Below are 16,989 nucleotides of genomic sequence, written 5' to 3'. Positions count from 1 at the left end.
TCGGCGGGGACGCCTACTCCTCGTCCTCCTCCTGCTCCTCCTCGTCGAGGCGCAGCGGCTTGAAGCTGGCCGTGTCGCCGCCTACGAGCTCCTTGGCCTCCTCGGCCTGGGCCGCGCGGACGTCGCGGGTGGCCGCCGAGAAGATGTCCTCGTCGTCGTCGGACTCGTTGATGGCGGCGACGCGGGCCGCCACCTGCGGCGCGACCTCCTCGAGCGGCAGGCGCGTGAGCCTGTGCTGGCGCTTGGCCTTGGAGAAGAGCGGCACGTACTCGTAGATGACGCTCGAGTTCTCGAGGCCGTACCAGCGCGCCGGCGAGCCGCAGACGCTGCGGATGAGGTACTTGAGCTCGATGATGCGCTGGTCGAAGCCCGAGAGGTCGGTCTCGGGGGAGAGCACCTTGCGGATGAGGCAGAAGCGGAAGTCGCCCACCGCGCTCTTCTCGCGGTAGATCGAGTACTTGTGGTTCTGCGGGGCGATCTGGTTGTTGGCCACGAGGTCGGCCACGATCTGGTAGAGGTAGGTGTTGATGCGCTGGTTGACCTTGAAGCCCAGACGGATCTGGATCTTGAAGAGGAAGTCGGTGCCAAAGTCGTTGACGATGAACTCGTGGGTGTGCGGCTCGTCGGTGACTTGGACGTTCAGGAAGTAGTAGGCGCGGGCGCGCTTGGGCCGCTTGTCCAGGATCGAGTAGAGGATGTCGCGGTCGAGCTTGTCGAACGACGAGTCGTTGGTCAGAAAGACCAGGTTGTCGGCGAGCAGCGGGTACGACTCGTCGTGACTGAGGTCAAAGAGCTGGTCGAGGTACTCGCGCACGGGCAGGAACACCGTCTGGGTGAGCTCGGTGGCGGTGCCGCGGCGCCACACGTACATCACGGCGAAGATGAGGAAGCTCATGATGACGGTGACGTAGCCGCCGTGGAAGAACTTCGTGAGGCTCGAGAAGAAGAACATGAACTCGATCGCCCCGAAGAAGATGGCGAACGGCACGGCGAGCGCGCCCTTGTGGCGCACGCGCGCGAGGTAGACCGTGAGCAGCACCGTGGTCATGAGCATGGTGACGGTGATGGCCAGGCCGTAGGCGGCCTCCATGTGCGCCGAGGTCTGGAACAGCAGCACCACGCAGATGCAGCCGGCCCACATGATGCTGTTGACGAGCGGGATGTAGATCTGGCCCTTGGTCTCGGACGGATAGTTGATCTTCATGTGCGGCATCAGGTCCAGGCGCACGGCCTCCGAGACGATGGAGTAGGAGCCGGTGATGAGGGCCTGGGAGGCGATGATCGCCGCGAACGTCGAGAGGATGACGGCGAAGACGCGGATCTGGCCGGGCAGCATCTGGAAGAACGGGTTGAGGTCGGCCACCGAGCCGAGCTCGGGGCTGCCGCTGTTGGCGATGATCCAGGCGCCCTGGCCGAGGTAGTTGAGGATCAGGCACACCTTCACGAACGGCCAGGTGGCGTAGATGTTGGGCTTGCCCACGTGACCCATGTCGGAGTAGAGGGCCTCGGCGCCCGTGGTGCAGAGAAACACGTTGCCGAGCACCATGAGGCCGGCGGCGTTGAGGTTCCCGTCAAAGAGGAACTCGATGCCGCGCACGGGGTTGAGCGCGCGGAAGACCTCGAGGTTGGCGCCGATGTTGAGCAGGCCCGCGACGCCCAGGAACACGAACCACACGGTCATGACCGGGCCGAAGAGCTTGCCGATCGTGGAGGTGCCGGCCTTCTGCATGAAGAACAGCACGCAGAGGATGCAGATGACCACCGCAACGACGATGCTCTGGTTGTCGCCGATCACGGCGTAGATGAAGTCGACGGTGCGCAGGCCCTCGATGGCCGTGGTCACGGTGACCGCCGGGGTGAGGATGCCGTCGGCGAGAAGCGCGGCGCCGCCGATCATGGCGGGGATGATGAGCCACTTGGCGCAGCGGCGCACGAGGCTGTAGAGTGCGAAGATGCCGCCCTCGTTGTGGTTGTCGGCCTTCATGGCCACGAGCACGTACTTGACCGTGGTGATGAGGGTCAGCGTCCAGATGATGAGCGAGAGGGCGCCCAGGACCACGTCCTGCGACATCGTGGCGAGGCCGCCGTTGCCGGAGATGATGGCCTTCAGGGTGTACATGGGGCTCGTGCCGATGTCGCCGTACACGACGCCCAACGTGACAAGGATCATTCCCGCGGAAAGGGGGATGCCGGCGCTCTTGGTCTTGCGCGCGACGCGTGCCAGCGGGCTGGTCTTCGCTGTCATACCGCTCCAAACTCGGGGCCAACAGATGAGGCCGTCAGGCCGATAGCACAGCCTAGCACTTTTGGGCAGCTATACGGCAACGCGACAGCCGGCGGATGAGGCTCGCCGGGCGGGCGCGCCCCTCGTCCCCGCTGCGTTCGTGCGAGAATGGGGCGGGCCGCCGGTGGCGGCGAGAAGGGCGACGGGCGAGAGGTGACCCGATGGAGTTTGTGGCGACGTGTCCCAAGGGGTTCGAGCGGCTGCTGGGCGAGGAGCTCACGAGGCTGGGGATGCCGCAGGTGCGGCCGCTGGCGGGCCAGGTGGCCTTCGGCGGCGAGCTGGCCGACGCATATCGGGCGTGCCTGTGGTCGCGGCTGGCGTCGCGCGTGCTGCTGGTGCTGGCGCGCGTGGGCGCCGCCGACGCCGACGAGCTCTACGAGGGCGTCCGCGCGCTCGCGTGGGAGGACCACGTGCCGGCGGGCGCGACCTTCGCCGTGAGCGCACACGGCACCAACGCGCACCTGAGGAACACGCACTTCGTGGCCCTGCGGGTCAAGGACGCCGTCGCCGACCGGCTGCTGGCGGCGCGCGGCGCGCGGGCCGTGACGGACCCGGAGCGCCCGGACGTGACCGTCTCGGCGCGCCTCTCTGACGCGCGCGTCACGGTCTCGGTGGACCTGGCGGGCGAGCCGCTCTTCCGCCGCGGCTATGACGCGCGCACGGCCGCGCGCGTGGCGCCGCTGCGCCCGGACTACGCCGCGGCGCTGCTGGCCGCCGGCGGCTGGGCGGAGCGCGCGGCCGCCGGGGACGCCGTGCTCGCGGCGCTCTGGCCCGGTCAGGGCAGCGTGCTCGCGGAGGCGGCCGGGGCCGCGCTCGACCGCGCGCCGGGTCTCCTGCGGGCGCGCTGGGGCCTGGAGGGCTGGGGCGGTCACGACGCCGCTGCCTGGGACGCCCTGCTCGCCGAGGCCGACGAGCGCGCGGAGGCGGGCGCGGCGCGCGGCGTGACGCTCGTGGCGGCGGACGGCCGCGCCGGCGCGGAGCCCGCGTGCCGCGCCGCGATGCGAGCCTCAGGCCTGGGCTGCGAGGCGAGGTTCTGCTCGCCGTCCTAGGTCGCGGACGTCGCACGTGCGGCGGGCGCCCGCGCGCTCGCCGTGGCCGATCTCTCGTGGGTCGCGCCCGAGGCCCTGGCGACCGAGGCGGCCGCCCTCGCCGACCTGGCGCAGATCGCGGGCCTGCCGCTCGTGGCGCTCGCGCGCGACGACTCCGCCGACGCCGCCCTGCGCGCCGAGCCCTCCTCCGTGACCGAGGTGATCGCCGGCCGCGAGGCGGCGTCGATCCGCGCGTACCCCGCGCGCCCCGACGCCCCGGCGCCCGCCGCGGTGACGCTTGCCGGCGGCGAGCGCGTGAGCGTGCTCGTGCCGGCGTCCGACCAGTTCGCGCGGCGTCTCGAGAAGGTCGCGCGCCTGCGGGCCAAGTGGGCGCGGCGCGAGGACGTGACGTGCTACCGCGTCTACGACGCCGACCTGCCCGACTACGCCGTGGCGATCGAGCTCTACGAGGGCTCCGAGACGCCGGGACGCTGGCTGCAGGTCTCCGAGTACGTCGCCCCGCGCGGCGTGGACCCGGCGCTCGCGCGTCGCCGGCTCATGGACGTGGCCGCGATCGCGCCGCGCGTGCTGGGCGTGGACCCCGCCGACGTGAGCGTGCGCGTGCGGACCCGCGCCCGCGGCGGCTCGCAGTACGCCGACGAGCGCCGCGAGCCGGCGCGCGAGCCGCGGGGCGGGCGAGCTTCTCGCCGGGACGGGGGCGTGGAGCTGCCGGCCGGCGCGCACCTGGTGGACGAGGGCGGCCTCACCTTCGAGGTCAACTTCGACGCGCGCCACGACTGCGGCATCTTCCTCGACCACCGCGAGACCCGCGCGCGCATCCGCGAGATGATGAAGCAGACGCAGGGCTCCAAGCGCTTCCTCAACCTCTTCGCCTACACGGGCACGGCCACGGTCTACGCGGCCGACGGCGGGGCCAAGCACACCACCACGGTGGACCTCTCGCGCCCGAGCCTGGACTGGGCGCGCCGCAACATGGCGCGCAACGGCTTCACGGGGCCGGCGCACGAGTTCGTGCAGGCCGACGTGCTGGCCTGGGTCACCGAGCAGCGCCACACGCGCAACCGCTGGGACCTGATCTTCTGCGACGTGCCCACGTTCTCCAACTCGGCGCGGATGCGCAGGGCGTCCTTCGACGTGCAGCGCGACCACGCGGAGCTCATCATCGGCGTCTCGCGCCTCCTGGTGCGCGGCGGGCGCGCGATCTTCTCGTGCAACCTGCGCACGTTCAAGCCCGACGTGGAGAAGCTCGCGCGCGCCGGCGTGGCCCTGGAGGACATCACCGACGAGACCATCCCCGAGGACTTCTCGCGCAACCGCAAGATCCACCACGCCTACGTGGTGACGCGCGTCTAGTTGTCGCGCGGAGGGCTCGGCCGGCCTGCGCCGACCACAGATGCGCCTGTTTTTGTCAGGACGCCCGCCGGTCGGGCGATGCCGCGCTCGTCCCGTCCGCCGCCGCGCCGCGCCCGCCCGCGTAGAGCCGGGCTAACTCGCGCGCCCGCGGGACTAGAATCTCCATGATGTGTGTTTGTCGGCACGGCCTCCCGCCGCGCCCTGAGTCGAAGATGGGGGAACACGCAATGGACGCTAGCATCGAGGCCACGGTCAAGGCCTGGCAGGAGAACGTGACCGAGAAGGACCTCGCCGACGAGCTCGCCGAGCTCGTGAAGCCCGGCAACGAGGAGAAGCTCTACGACGCCTTCTACCGCGACCTCTCGTTCGGCACCGCGGGTCTTCGCGGCACGCTCGGCGTGGGCACCAACCGCATGAACGTCTACGTGGTGGCCCAGGCGACCCAGGGCGTGGCCGACTACCTCAACGCCCACTACGACAACCCCACGCTCGCGCTCGCGCGCGACTCGCGCAACAAGGGCGAGGACTTCCAGCGCGTGGCCGCCGGCGTGCTGGCCGCCAACGGCGTGCACGTCTACGTGTACCCCCGCATCGAGCCCGTCCCCACGCTGTCCTTCGCGGTGCGCCACCTGCACACCTCCGCGGGCATCGTGCTCACGGCGTCGCACAACCCCGCCGTCTACAACGGCTACAAGGTCTACAACGACAACGGCGGCCAGATCACCGACGAGGCCGCCGACGAGATCTCGGCCAACATCAAGGCCGCCGACCCGTTCAACGTCAAGATGATGAACTTCGAGGAGGGCCTCGAGAAGGGCCTCATCGAGTGGACCCCCGAGGAGGTGCTCGACAGCTTCATCGACGCCATCAAGAAGGTCTCCGTGCCCGGGTTCAAGGCGTCCGACGACTACTCCGTGGTCTACACGCCGCTCAACGGCACCGGCATGGAGCTGGTGAGCCGCATCCTCAAGGAGATCGGCGTCGAGAACGTGACCGTGGTGCCCGAGCAGGCCGAGCCGGACGGCAACTTCCCCACCTGCACCTACCCCAACCCCGAGTTCCGCGAGGCGCTCCAGCTGGCGCTCGACCTCGCCGAGAAGGTTCGGCCCAACCTCGTGGTGGCCACCGACCCCGACGCCGACCGCATGGGCACCGCCATCCCGCACGACGGCGACTACGTGCTGCTCACCGGCAACGAGATGGGCGTGCTGCTCATGGACTGGCTCGCCACGATGGCGCGCGACCGCGGCGAGGACGTGAGCCGCAAGGTGGCCGTCTCCACGATCGTGTCTAGCTCTATGCCGGACGCGCTGGCGCGCGACTGGGGCTTCGAGATGCGCCGCGTGCTCACCGGCTTCAAGTACATCGGCGACCAGATCGACCAGCTCAAGGACGAGGGTGAGGAGGACCGCTTCCTCATGGGCTTCGAGGAGTCCTACGGCTACCTGGTGGGCACGCACGCCCGCGACAAGGACGCCGTGGTCGCCACGATGCTCTGCGTCGAGATGGCCTCCTACTACGCCGAGAGGGGCATGGACCTCTACGAGGCGATGGACGCGCTCTACCAGAAGTACGGCTACTACCTCAACGGCACCGTCAACGCGGCCTTCCCGGGCGCGGCCGGCGCCGAGCGCATGGCCGAGATTATGGCCGGCCTGCGCGAGAACCCGCCCGCGGAGATCGGCGGCTACAAGGTCGAGGGCATGACCGACTACGCCACCAGCCCCGAGATGCCGCGCGTCTCCGGCCTGCAGAAGGAGGCGCCGCAGACCCTGCCGCACGCCAACGTCATCGAGTTCCGCCTCGAGGGCGACAACAAGGTCATCTTCCGTCCGTCCGGCACCGAGCCCAAGGTCAAGGCCTACCTGTTCAGCAAGGGCGCCACGCGCGCCGAGTCCGAGGCCGTCCGTGACAAGCTCCGCGCGGCCAGCGAGGCCATCCTGAAGTAGTCTCCCGCTCACGCGGGGTGGGGCCCGCCGGACTTCACGCAGAGGTGCGCTTCGCGGAACCTCTGCTTAGAAGTCCGGCGGGCCCTCGCATGTCAGGGCAGCTATCCGTGCGGAGCGTAGGAAACAACAGGAAGCCCCCTGACTTTCACGCGTTAGTTCCGCTTCAGCGCACTAACGCGTGAAAGTCAGGGGGCTTCCGCCAGGTCCGTAGGGCCTACTCGCCGTCCGTGTCGGCGAGGCTCAGGGCATAGAGGGTCGTACCGGAGGAGGCGATGGTGGCGGGGTCCCAGCTGCGGTCGCTGACCTCGGGGGACGTCGGGTCGAGCACGCGCACGGAGCCGTCGTCCTCGGTGCCGGTCACGAGCACCCAGTGAGCCTCGTCGGTGAGCGTGCCCGCGGACGCCTCGAGCATGAGATAGGTGCCGTCGTCGGCGAGCAGCTGCGAGAGGTTGTCGGCGTTCGAAGCGTAGGTGGAGCAGGTGAGCCCCAGGTCGGTGACATCGGAGCCGGTCAGGAAGTCGCCCGAGAGGTGCGAGTCGGCGTCGGTCATGCCGGCGTCGGTCGCGAGCTGGGCCAGGTCGGCGGGCGTGCGGTCGGCCTTGCCGGTGAGGCCCATGTAGGCCATCGAGAGCGCCGTGGGGCCCGACCCGGTGAGCGCCAGCGGCGAGCCGGCATAGTCGACGTAGCCCCAGCGCGCGTCCCAGCACCGCAGCGTGGGCACGGTGCCCTGCGTGACGTCGTCCTCATAGGGCTGCGCGACCTTCTCGGCCTCCGGGTAGCCGGCCACGAAGTCGATGGCGTCGGGCTGGGAGAGGGCGAGCTCGAGCAGGGCGGCGTCGTACTGGTTAGCGTTGGCCGCGATCTGCGCGAGCTTCTCGCCGCGGTCGAGCTCGGAGGAGAACTCCCGCGTCAGCTCCTCGTCGACGCCCACGGCCACGCGCGCGTCGACGGGGTTGGCCTCGGTCGTCTGCTGGTCGGCACTGCAGCCGCGCACGCAGCTCGAGATGAGGACCACGAGCAGGACCACGATGACGAGCGCGAGCGCCCCGAGGATGAGCAGACGGCGGTTCGCGCTCACGCGGCGCGCGCGGCCGCTCTGGAAGTTGATGCTGCGGGCGCGCAGGGGGTAGCCGGGGCCCGACGAGCGACGGGCGCCCGCGGGACGGGAGCGCGTGCCGCGGGGACCGTGATAGGAGCCGCCCTGAGGGGAGACGCGCGGGCGGGCGGATCCCCCGTGCGGTCGCGCGCCGGAGGTGCCGCGCGGACGTGAGCTCCCGCGCGGTCGGCGCCCATCCTGGCCACTGTACGACATGCTGCCTCCGAGACCCGATCGAAACACATATCTCGCCCATCATAGACATCCCTCGCTCCGCGGGGGCGGGTGTCGGTCCCCCCATTCGGGGAGCGGCGAGAAGAACGGGCCCGGCCGCTCGGCGACCGGGCCCGCCGCAAGGGGTCGGGGAGTCGTGGGGTCCCGTCAGCCGGCTGGCGTGGTGGGCGTCTCCGGCGTGGCGGGCGTGGTGGGCTCGGTGGGCGTCTCGGGAGCGCCGCCGCCCGTGCCGTCCCCCGTGCCCCCGGCGTCCCCGCCGGTCGCGGGCGTCTCCGGCGTGGCGGGCGTCGTGGGCGTGGTGGGCTCGGTGGTGTCGTCCGCCCCGTCGTCCGTCTCGGTCGTCTCGCTCGTCTGGCCCTGGGTTGACGTGGTGGTCTGGCTCCAGCCCTGCTGGTTGACCGACGAGCTCGTGCCCACGAAGGTCCACGAGCTGTTGGGCTCGTAGGTCGCCTCGTGGTCGGCGACGGGGAACTCCTCGCGATCCTCGCCGTCGAGCGCGGCGTTCATGTAGGCGCACCAGATGGGGATCGGCAGGTTGTAGCCGCCGCCCGTGACGCCCTGGTAGTACACGCGCTGGTTGTCGTGCATGCGGCCGGTCCACACCACGGTGGTGAGCTGGGGCGTGAAGCCGCAGAACCAGAGGTCGGCGTAGTTGTCGGAGGTGCCGGTCTTGCCGGCCACGGGCTGGTCGATGTCGAGCATCGACAGCGCCACGTGCGCGGTGCCGTCGCTCTGGGTGATGACGCCCTCGAGCACGTCGATGACGTCGCTCATGATGGCCTCGTCAACCACCTGCTCGGGGTCGTCCTCGTGCTCGTAGACCACGTTCCCGTTGCGGTCCTCGATGCGCGTGATGGCCACGGGGTTGCGGTGGACGCCGCCGGTCGCGATCGTGGAGTAGGCCTCGGCCATCTCGAGCGGGGAGAGCTGCGTGGCGCCGAGCGCCGACGACAGGCCGGACTCGATCTGCGTGTCGATGCCGAGGGTCTTGGCCATGTCGGACACCTTGTCCATGCCGATCGCCTCGGCCACCTGGACGTAGCCCGTGTTCGACGAGACCGCCGTGGCGCTCGCGAGGGTCCGGACGCCGTAGTTGTGGTAGTCGATGTTGCTCGGCCGGTAGGTGGGCGTGATCTGGATGCTCGACGGGCAGTTGATCATGACGGTGGGGCTCATCCCCTCCTGCAGGGCCGCCACCAGGACGATCGCCTTGAAGCTCGAGCCGGTCTGGCGCTTGTTGGTCGCCAGGTTGACGGTGCTCTGCCCGGCGTCCGCGTCGTTTCCGTAGTTCTGGCCGCCCACCATGGCCACGATGTAGCCGTTGGAGTTGTCGATCGAGACGAGGGCGGCGCCCAGCTGGTCGTTGCCCGAGGCGGCGATGCGGTCGGACGCGGCCTTCTCGGCCGCCTGCTGCTTCTCGGGGTCGAGCGTGGTGTAGACGTTGAGGCCGCCCGCCTGGATGGTGTCGGACGAGAAGTCCTGCAGCAGCAGGTTGCGGACGTAGTCGGTGAAGTAGGGATAGGCGCTCTGGGAGTCGGTCAGCTGGCCGGGGTTGAGCGGGATCTCCTCGGCGCAGGTGGTGTCGTACTCCTCCTGCGTGATGTCGCCCGCCTCGAGCATGCGCGACAGGACGAGGTTGCGGCGGCTCTTGCAGTTCTCGTAGTTGGTGAACGGGTCGTAGTAGGTGGGGGAGTTGGGGATGCCCACGAGCGTGGCCGCCTCGTTGAGGGTGAGCTCGTTCGCGTGCTTGTTGAAGTAGGTGATGCTCGCCGCCTCGATGCCGTAGGCCCCGTTGCCGTAGAAGATGGCGTTGAGGTACATGTTGAGGATCTGGTCCTTGGTGTAGGTCTTCTCCATCTGGATGGCGATGTAGGCCTCGCGGACCTTGCGGCGCAGCGTGTTCTCGAACTGCTCGTCCGACAGCACCGTCCAGCGGACGAGCTGCTGGGTGATCGTGGAGCCGCCGCCCTGGTCGCCGCCGCCGAACACCTGGCCCACCGCGGCGCGCAGGATGCCCTCCGGGTCCACGCCGTTGTGCTGGTAGAAGCGCTTGTCCTCGGTGTCGACGGTGCCCCGCTTGACGTAGTCGCTGATCTCGTCGAGGTCGACGGAGCGACGGTTCTGCAGGTAGTAGGCCACGATCTCGTTGCCGTCGGCGTCGTAGACGCGCGTGGGCTCCGCCACCAGGAAGGCGTCTGCCGAGGTGTAGTCGGGCAGGTCCTCGAGCCAGCTCGAGACCACGGCGCCCAGCGACAGCGCGAGCGTCACGCAGAGCAGCGCTATGAATCCGAGCACGCCCGCGAGTCCGAACCCAACGAAGTGGGTCTTGGAGTGCGCGCGTGCCCTGCGGGTCCTGATGCCCATGTGCCCTCCCGTTTGGGTGCCGCCCGCGCCACGGGGCGGCGAGTCCACAGTTACCCGACATTATACGTGCCGCGACGGGTCGCGGCCGCGCTCGCTGCCGCCCGCGTGGTGAGTCCGTGGACGCCGCGAGGGAGCCGCCCCTCTCGGCACGCGCCCTTCCTGCCCTTTTCACGCCCGCTGCGCTATGCTTATGCGACATGCGGCCACCTGAAGCGGGTTTGGCCCTGTGAGGAAACCACGACGAAAGCGGGGGAGAGTTCGGTGCTGCCAGTCGACGAACAGCTCAAGGTCATCACCTCGGGCACGATGCAGATCGTGCCGCTTGACGAGCTCAGGAAGAAGCTCGAGAAGGGCACGCCCCTCAACATCAAGCTGGGAGTTGACCCCACGAGCCCCGACCTGCACCTCGGCCACGCGGTGCCGCTGCGCAAGATGCGCCAGTTCCAGGACCTGGGCCACAACGTGACGCTGATCATCGGCAACGGCACGGCGCTCATCGGCGACCCCTCGGGGCGCGACTCCACCCGCCCGCCGCTCACCGAGGAGCAGGTCGAGGCCAACGCCCAGACCTACGTCGAGCAGGCCATGAAGGTACTCGACCCCGAGCGCACCCAGATCGTGCACAACGGCGACTGGCTGAAGGGCCTCAACCTCGCCGAGATGCTGAAGCTCATGAGCCAGTTCAACGTCGCGCGCATCCTCGAGCGCGAGGACTTCCACAACCGCTACACCGAGGGCAAGTCGATAGCCCTGCACGAGTTCATCTACCCGGTGCTGCAGGCCTACGACTCCGTGGTGGTCAGGGCCGACCTCGAGATGGGCGGCAACGACCAGATCTTCAACCTGCTGGCCGGCCGCGACCTCATGCGCGCGATGGGCATGGAGCCGCAGGTGGCGCTCACGATGCCGCTGCTGGTGGGCACCGACGGCCACAAGAAGATGTCCAAGAGCTATGGCAACTACATCGGCCTCACCGACGAGCCGGCCGACATGTTCGGCAAGGTGATGTCCATCGCCGACGAGCTGGTGCCGCTCTACTGGCGCCTGTGCTCCACCGCCGACATCGAGCGGATCGACGCGATCGACGCCGCGTTCGCCGACGGCACCGCCGACCCGTACCAGCTCAAGCGCGAGCTGGGCGTCAACATCGTGGACCTCTACCACGGCGCGGGCGCCGGCGAGCGGGCCATGGCCGCCTTCGACGCGCAGTTCAAGCGCGCCGAGGTGCCCGAGGACGTGCCGGAGTTCCCCGCGAGCGTCGCCGAGGTCAACGACGAGGGCAAGGTCTACCTGGGCAAGCTGCTCGTCGAGGTGGGCATCGCCAAGTCCGCCGGCGAGGCGCGTCGCCTCGTGGACGGCGGCGGCGTCAAGATCAACGGCGAGGCCGTGGCGCCCAAGTGCTACAACGTCGACCCGGCGCTGCTGGGCGCGGGCACGGTGCTGCAGTCCGGCAAGCGCCGCTGGGCGCGGCTGGTGTAGGCGCCCGTGTCGAGAAGGGCCACGTTCCTGCAGGAGCACGGCGTGCCGGAGCTGCTCGCGCCGGCGGGCGGCCCCGACCCGTTCAACGCCGCGCTCGCGGCCGGAGCCGACGCCATCTACTGCGGCCTGGGCAACGACTTCAACGCCCGCCGCGGCGCGCGCAACTTTGACGACGAGACCTTCGCAGCCGCGTGCCGGCGCGCGCACCTGGCCGGCGCGCGCGTCTACGTGACCGTGAACGTGGCCGTCTCCACCGCCGAGCTGCCGCGCGTGCTGGGGCTCGTGGCCCACGCCTGGGAGCTCGGCGCCGACGCCTTCATCATCCAGGACTGGGGGCTTCTCGCCGAGGTCCGCCGGCGGTGGCCCGAGGTCGAGACCCACGTCTCCACGCAGGCCAACGTCCACGACGCGCGCGGCGTGGCGTGGTGCCGCGACGTGTGGGGCGTCGACCGCGTGACGCTGTCGCGCGAGCTCTCACTGTCCGAGATGGCGCGCATCGCCGAGGAGGGCGTGGAGCTGGAGTGCTTCGGCCACGGCGCCCTGTGCTTCTGCTACTCGGGCGTGTGCCTGATGAGCTCGCTGGGCGGCGCGCGCTCGGCCAACCGCGGCCTCTGCGCGCAGCCCTGCCGGCTGCCGTACGACCTCGTGGACGAGGACGGCCGGGTCATGGAGGTCCCCGGCGTCGCCACGCAGGGGCTTCCCGAGAAGAACCGCGGCGTGGGCGGCACGCGGCTGCTCTGCCCCAAGGACTACTGCACGGTGGACCACCTCGCCGAGCTGCGCGACGCGGGCGTGGGCTCGATCAAGGTCGAGGGGCGCATGAAGGCGCCCGACTACGTGCTCAGCGTGGTGGGCGCGTACCGCGACGCGCTCGACGCGCTGGCCGCGGGCTCCGACGACGCGTCCGCGGTCGAGGCGCGCCACCGCCGGCTGCGGCGCGCGTTCAACCGCGACTTCACCGACGGCTACCTCTACGGCCGCTCGGGCAACGAGATGATGAGCTACGAGCGCTCCAACAACCGCGGCGAGGTCGTGGGCGAGGTCGAGGGCTCGCGCGCGCTGGAGGACGCGCTCGTGCGGCGCGGCGGCGGCAACGGCGGCCGCGAGCGCATGCGGCGCCGGACGCGCGCCGACGTGACCGTGCGGCTCAGCGCCCCGGTGGGCGAGGGCGACCTGCTGGAGCTGCGGCCGATCGATGACCCCACGCAGTTTCTGACCGTGAACGCGCCGGCGGACGCCGCGGCGGGCGAGAGGATCGTCTGCCGGGCCTCGCGCCCGATGCCGGCCGGGTCGGTCGTGCGCGTGATCCGCTCCCAGCGCGCGCTCGCCGCGGCCGCGCGTCTCGCCGACAAGGACGTGGTGCGCCGCCGCGCGGTGGACGTGCGGGTGGTGGCGCGGATTGGCGAGCCGTTTGAGGTGGAGCTCGCGTGCGCCGACGGTGCGGCCTCCGCGCGGGCGACGGGCTTCGTGGTGGAGGCGGCGCGCACGCGCCCCGTTTCCGCCGAGGACCTCGTGGAGCACGTGGGGCGCATGGGGCAGAGCCCGTTCGAACCCGTGAGCTGGGACGTCGAGCTGGATGCCGGCTGCGGCATGAGCTTCTCGGCGGTGCACAGGGTGCGCGCCGAGGCGTGCGCGCGCCTGGAGGAGGCGCTGCTCGTGCCGTATGCGGGACGTGAGACATTGGGGACAGGTTCCTTTGTCTCATCGTCCGATGAGACAAAGGAACCTGTCCCCACCGTCTCGCCCGAGGTGTGCGCGCTCGCGTGCGAGCCTGAGGTCGCCGAGGCCGCGCTCGCCGCCGGCGCGACGCGCGTCTACGTGCCCGCCGACGAGCTCGCGCGCGGCACGTGGCCCGAGGGCATGGTCCCCTGGCTGGACGAGGTCTGCCGCGAGGGCGACCACGAGCGTCTGGACCCGTGGGTGCGCCCCGGCATGCCGTGCGCGGTGGGCAACGTGTCCGAGCTGGCCCTGGCCGCCGAGCGCGGGGCGGCCGCCGAGGTGCGCTCGTGCATCCCCGTGCACAACGAGTCCTGCCTCGCGGCGCTGGAGGCCGCCGGGGCCGCCGGCGTGTGGCTCTCGCCCGAGCTCACGCTCGAGGAGGTCTGCGCCCTCGCGCGCGCGGCCACGGTGCCGGTGGGCCTCGCCGTCTTCGGTCGCGAGCGCGTGATGACGAGCGAGCACTGCGTGCTCCAGGCGCTCGGGCGCTGCGTGCACGACTGCGAGCGCTGCGAGCTGCGTCGCCGCCGGCTCTCGCTGCGCGACATCGACGGCAACCTGCTGCCGGTCCGCACCGACCTCAACGGCCGCTCGCGCATCTGGTGCGCCCGCCCGCTCGACGCCACGCCGCAGACCGCCGAGCTTCTCGCCGCGGGCGTCTCGCGCCTCATGGTGGACGCGCAGCTCATGAGCGCCCCCGAGGCGGCCTTCGCCGTCGGGCGCGCGGTGCGCGCCGTGGAGGCGGCCCGCTTCGGGCGCCGCCCCGCCCCGCGCGCGCAGGGCGCCACGTCGGGTCACCTCTTCCTGGGCATTGGGTAACATGTCTTGAGGCACACGCGTCTGACGCGCGGGACCGCCGCGACTCGGCGGCCCGCCCAGAAAGGAACTCCCATGGCTGTTGATCGCGACCTCCTCAACGCAACCATCGACGTCATCCGCCAGAGCCTCCAGGCCGACGGCGGCGACGTCGCGCTCATCGACTGCACCGACGACGGCGTGGTCACCCTCGAGATGCAGGGCGCCTGCGCGGGCTGCCCGCTCTCGAGCCTCGACATGTCCGAGGGCATCGAGCGCATCCTCAAGGAGCACGTGCCCGGTGTGACGCGCGTCCAGCCCGCGGCGTTCTAAGCGGGCGAGAGGGGCATGTTTCTGAACGAGTTCTATCACGCGCTCGACCCGGTGGCCTTCTCGATCGGTCCGGTGTCGGTGCGGTGGTACGCCTTGGCCTATCTCGCCGGCTTCGTGTGCGCCGGGGTGGTGATGTGGCGCACGCAGCGGCGCTGGGGCCTGGGGCTTACGATCGACGACCTGCTGTCGGTGGTCCTCGGCGTGGTCTTTGGCGTGATCATCGGTGCACGGCTGTTCTACGTGCTCTTCTACGGCGACGGCTACTACTTCTCCCACCCGCTCGAGATCGTCATGCTCAACCACGGCGGGATGAGCTTCCATGGCGGGTTCATCGGAGCCGTGGTGGGCGGCGCGCTCGTGTGCCGTCGCTACGGCATCTCGGTGGCCACGATGTGTGACCTGGGCGTCATCGGGGCGCCGATCGGCCTGTTCTTTGGCCGCTGCGCCAACTTCGTCAACGGCGAGCTCTGGGGCAAGCCGACCGACCTGCCCTGGGGCGTCATGTTTGAGACGGGCGGCAACGTGTACCGTCACCCCTCGCAGCTCTACGAGGCGCTGCTCGAGGGGCTCGTGATCTTCCTGGTGCTCTATGCGCTCTCGCGGCGCGTGCCGCCCCGTCCGCAGGGGACCTTCGTGGGCACCTTTCTCGTGCTGTATGGCGTGTTCCGCTTCCTCATCGAGTTCGTCCGCGTGCCCGACGCCCAGCTCGGCTACCTCCTTGGGCCCATCACGATGGGTCAGCTGCTGAGCCTGCCGTTCGCCATCGCGGGCGTGGTGCTGCTCGTGCTCGCGCACCGGGCGCGGCGACCGCAGGTCGGCTACCTGGACGGCGCGCCGCGCGAGGCGTAGGCGCGCTCCGCGCGGCCCTTCTCGCCCCTACGCGCTGGCTGTGGTGGCGGCGTCCGGCACGCGGGCCGTGTCCTCGGGCGTGATCGTCATGGACTGGAAGCGGTGCGCCATGTAGGCGTCGTCGAAGTGGTCGGCGTAGAACTCCTCGACCGGCGAGCTCGGCTGGATGCCGCTCTCGCGCTCGTACCAGCACTCGAGCGACTGCAGCGTCATGATGCCGTTGACGAGCATGAGCGCGGCGCACACGGCGGTCACCGAGTAGCGCGCCTTCCAGGGGATGAGGTTGATGAGCCTGAGCAGCCACGGCAGGCAGAGCTTGATCCACACAAAGCCGAGCGCGCCCCACATGCACATGAACAGCGCGCTCGTGCGGCCCTGGAAGACCACGGCGATGGGGTCGGGGAAGAGCCCGAAGATCGTGGAGCCCGAGTAGTCCCAGGCCACGGCGCCAAACGCCGTCTGCATGAACCACGAGACCGCGGCCTCGAAGAGTCCGCCGATCACGGCGGACACCAGGAAGATGATCACGGGGTTGGCCCTGTAGAAGCGGTTGAGCGCGATGGTCATGAGCACGGCGCCGAACCCGTAGATGGGCGAGAAGGGCCCGAAGAGCATGCCGGCGCGGTCCTGGTAGACGCCCGGGTCCACGACGACCATGTGATAGACGGTCTCGATGACGAGCCCGAGGAAGCAGCAGACCACGAAGACCCAGAACAGGTTGAAAAAGTCGAGCTCGATGAAGCCGCGGTCGCCCTTGGCGCGCCCGAGCGTGCCGGCCTCGGCCGCCTCCTCGGTCTCCAGGTCGCGCAGCCTGCGCTGGAGGCGGCGCTCGGAGATCAGCGTGGGGTCGATCGTGGAGGCGATGACGATCAGGATGATCAGCTGCACGAGCCCGGACAGGAGGTTCTCGCCAAAGCCGTGCAGCATGATCTCGACGATCATCTCGACGACCTCGACCGCGATGAGGCCGTAGGCGAGCTGCGCCACGTGGCGGCGCTTGTTGTGACGCATGAGCAGGCCGAACACCACGAAGAGCGCCGCGCTTCCAAAGAGCAGCACGATCTGGACGATCGTGAGAATCAGGGTCAACGTGACGTTGTGGCTGCGCTCGACCTCGATGGCGCCCGTGGCGAGCGCGAAGGTGAGAAACGCGCCCAGCAGCAGCACGAGAACGCCGGCCGCGAGGCACAGGGTTCCGTAGACGCGCAGGATGAGCGGGATCTTCTTGGTCTCGGTGGGGACGACGGGCTCGTTCACCGGTGCCTCCTTTGACGAAATTTGATACCAACATCGTAGCCGATGCGTGCCTGGTGCGGTGCGGGGGCGGGGCACAATCTCCGGTCCTCCTCCCACCCGTTCTCGCTCTGGGGCAATGACCAGATTCCCGGCATTTGTGTTTTTGCGGGGGTGCGGACATATTCTTGGACACTACGCGGCGAGCCCCAGGTCCCTCCGGTACTGGTCGGGGCTCCTCCAGCCGAGCGAGCG

General features: G+C 70.0%; 11 protein-coding genes. 7 read left to right on the top strand and 4 right to left on the bottom strand.

Annotated elements, in window-relative coordinates; all coding sequences use genetic code 11:
* Positions 1 to 13: 13 nt before the first annotated feature.
* On the bottom strand, positions 14 to 2,245 hold the full coding sequence (locus ACWTSU_RS01440) for a KUP/HAK/KT family potassium transporter (RefSeq protein ID WP_455138125.1): 2,232 nt from the start codon (positions 2,243 to 2,245) through the stop codon (positions 14 to 16).
* A gap of 200 nt (positions 2,246 to 2,445) precedes the next feature.
* Between ACWTSU_RS01440 and ACWTSU_RS01435 the strand changes: the two genes are divergently transcribed.
* The 3 genes from ACWTSU_RS01435 (at position 2,446) to ACWTSU_RS01425 (ending at position 6,635) form a co-directional block, all read left to right on the top strand.
* A complete protein-coding gene (locus ACWTSU_RS01435) occupies positions 2,446 to 3,333 on the top strand; it encodes a THUMP domain-containing protein (RefSeq protein WP_455138124.1) in 888 nt (295 codons plus the stop codon).
* 42 nt (positions 3,334 to 3,375) lie between these two features.
* Positions 3,376 to 4,686 (top strand): class I SAM-dependent methyltransferase, encoded by a 1,311-nt coding sequence (locus tag ACWTSU_RS01430; RefSeq protein ID WP_455138123.1) that lies wholly within the window; start codon positions 3,376 to 3,378, stop codon positions 4,684 to 4,686.
* 227 nt (positions 4,687 to 4,913) lie between these two features.
* Positions 4,914 to 6,635 carry a phospho-sugar mutase gene (locus ACWTSU_RS01425; protein WP_455138122.1) on the top strand — a complete coding sequence of 574 codons (1,722 nt, stop codon included), beginning with the start codon at positions 4,914 to 4,916 and terminating at the stop codon, positions 6,633 to 6,635.
* Between the two features lie 214 nt (positions 6,636 to 6,849).
* Here ACWTSU_RS01425 and ACWTSU_RS01420 read toward each other — a convergent pair whose 3' ends face one another.
* Together ACWTSU_RS01420 and ACWTSU_RS01415 are read right to left on the bottom strand one after the other, a co-directional pair.
* Positions 6,850 to 7,947, bottom strand: coding sequence for a hypothetical protein (locus tag ACWTSU_RS01420; protein WP_455138121.1), 1,098 nt, complete (start codon positions 7,945 to 7,947; stop codon positions 6,850 to 6,852).
* A 165-nt stretch (positions 7,948 to 8,112) separates the two neighbouring features.
* A complete protein-coding gene (locus ACWTSU_RS01415; protein ID WP_455138120.1) occupies positions 8,113 to 10,329 on the bottom strand; it encodes a transglycosylase domain-containing protein in 2,217 nt (738 codons plus the stop codon).
* Positions 10,330 to 10,590: 261 nt separating this feature from the next.
* On the opposite strand from ACWTSU_RS01415, the gene tyrS reads away from it, so the two are divergent.
* The 4 genes from tyrS to lgt all read left to right on the top strand — a co-directional run bounded on the left by tyrS (position 10,591) and on the right by lgt (position 15,501).
* The gene (tyrS, locus tag ACWTSU_RS01410) at positions 10,591 to 11,808 is read left to right on the top strand and encodes a tyrosine--tRNA ligase (RefSeq protein ID WP_455138119.1); all 1,218 of its coding nucleotides are present in this window, start codon (positions 10,591 to 10,593) and stop codon (positions 11,806 to 11,808) included.
* Positions 11,809 to 11,814: 6 nt separating this feature from the next.
* Entirely contained in the window at positions 11,815 to 14,343 is a 2,529-nt protein-coding gene (locus ACWTSU_RS01405) for a peptidase U32 family protein (RefSeq protein ID WP_455138118.1), read from the top strand.
* Positions 14,344 to 14,415: 72 nt separating this feature from the next.
* Positions 14,416 to 14,652: a NifU family protein gene (locus tag ACWTSU_RS01400; RefSeq protein ID WP_455136041.1), complete on the top strand. Its 237-nt coding sequence runs from the start codon at positions 14,416 to 14,418 to the stop codon at positions 14,650 to 14,652.
* A gap of 15 nt (positions 14,653 to 14,667) precedes the next feature.
* Positions 14,668 to 15,501 (top strand): prolipoprotein diacylglyceryl transferase, encoded by an 834-nt coding sequence (gene lgt, locus ACWTSU_RS01395; RefSeq protein ID WP_455138117.1) that lies wholly within the window; start codon positions 14,668 to 14,670, stop codon positions 15,499 to 15,501.
* Between the two features lie 27 nt (positions 15,502 to 15,528).
* On the opposite strand, the gene ACWTSU_RS01390 is transcribed toward lgt, so the two are convergent.
* On the bottom strand, positions 15,529 to 16,758 hold the full coding sequence (locus ACWTSU_RS01390) for a putative ABC transporter permease (protein ID WP_455138116.1): 1,230 nt from the start codon (positions 16,756 to 16,758) through the stop codon (positions 15,529 to 15,531).
* Positions 16,759 to 16,989 lie beyond the last annotated feature (231 nt).

This window comes from Thermophilibacter sp., from assembly GCF_966187215.1.
Note: the sequence above shows the minus strand (reverse complement) of the source record. Positions and strands in the feature narration are given on the sequence as shown.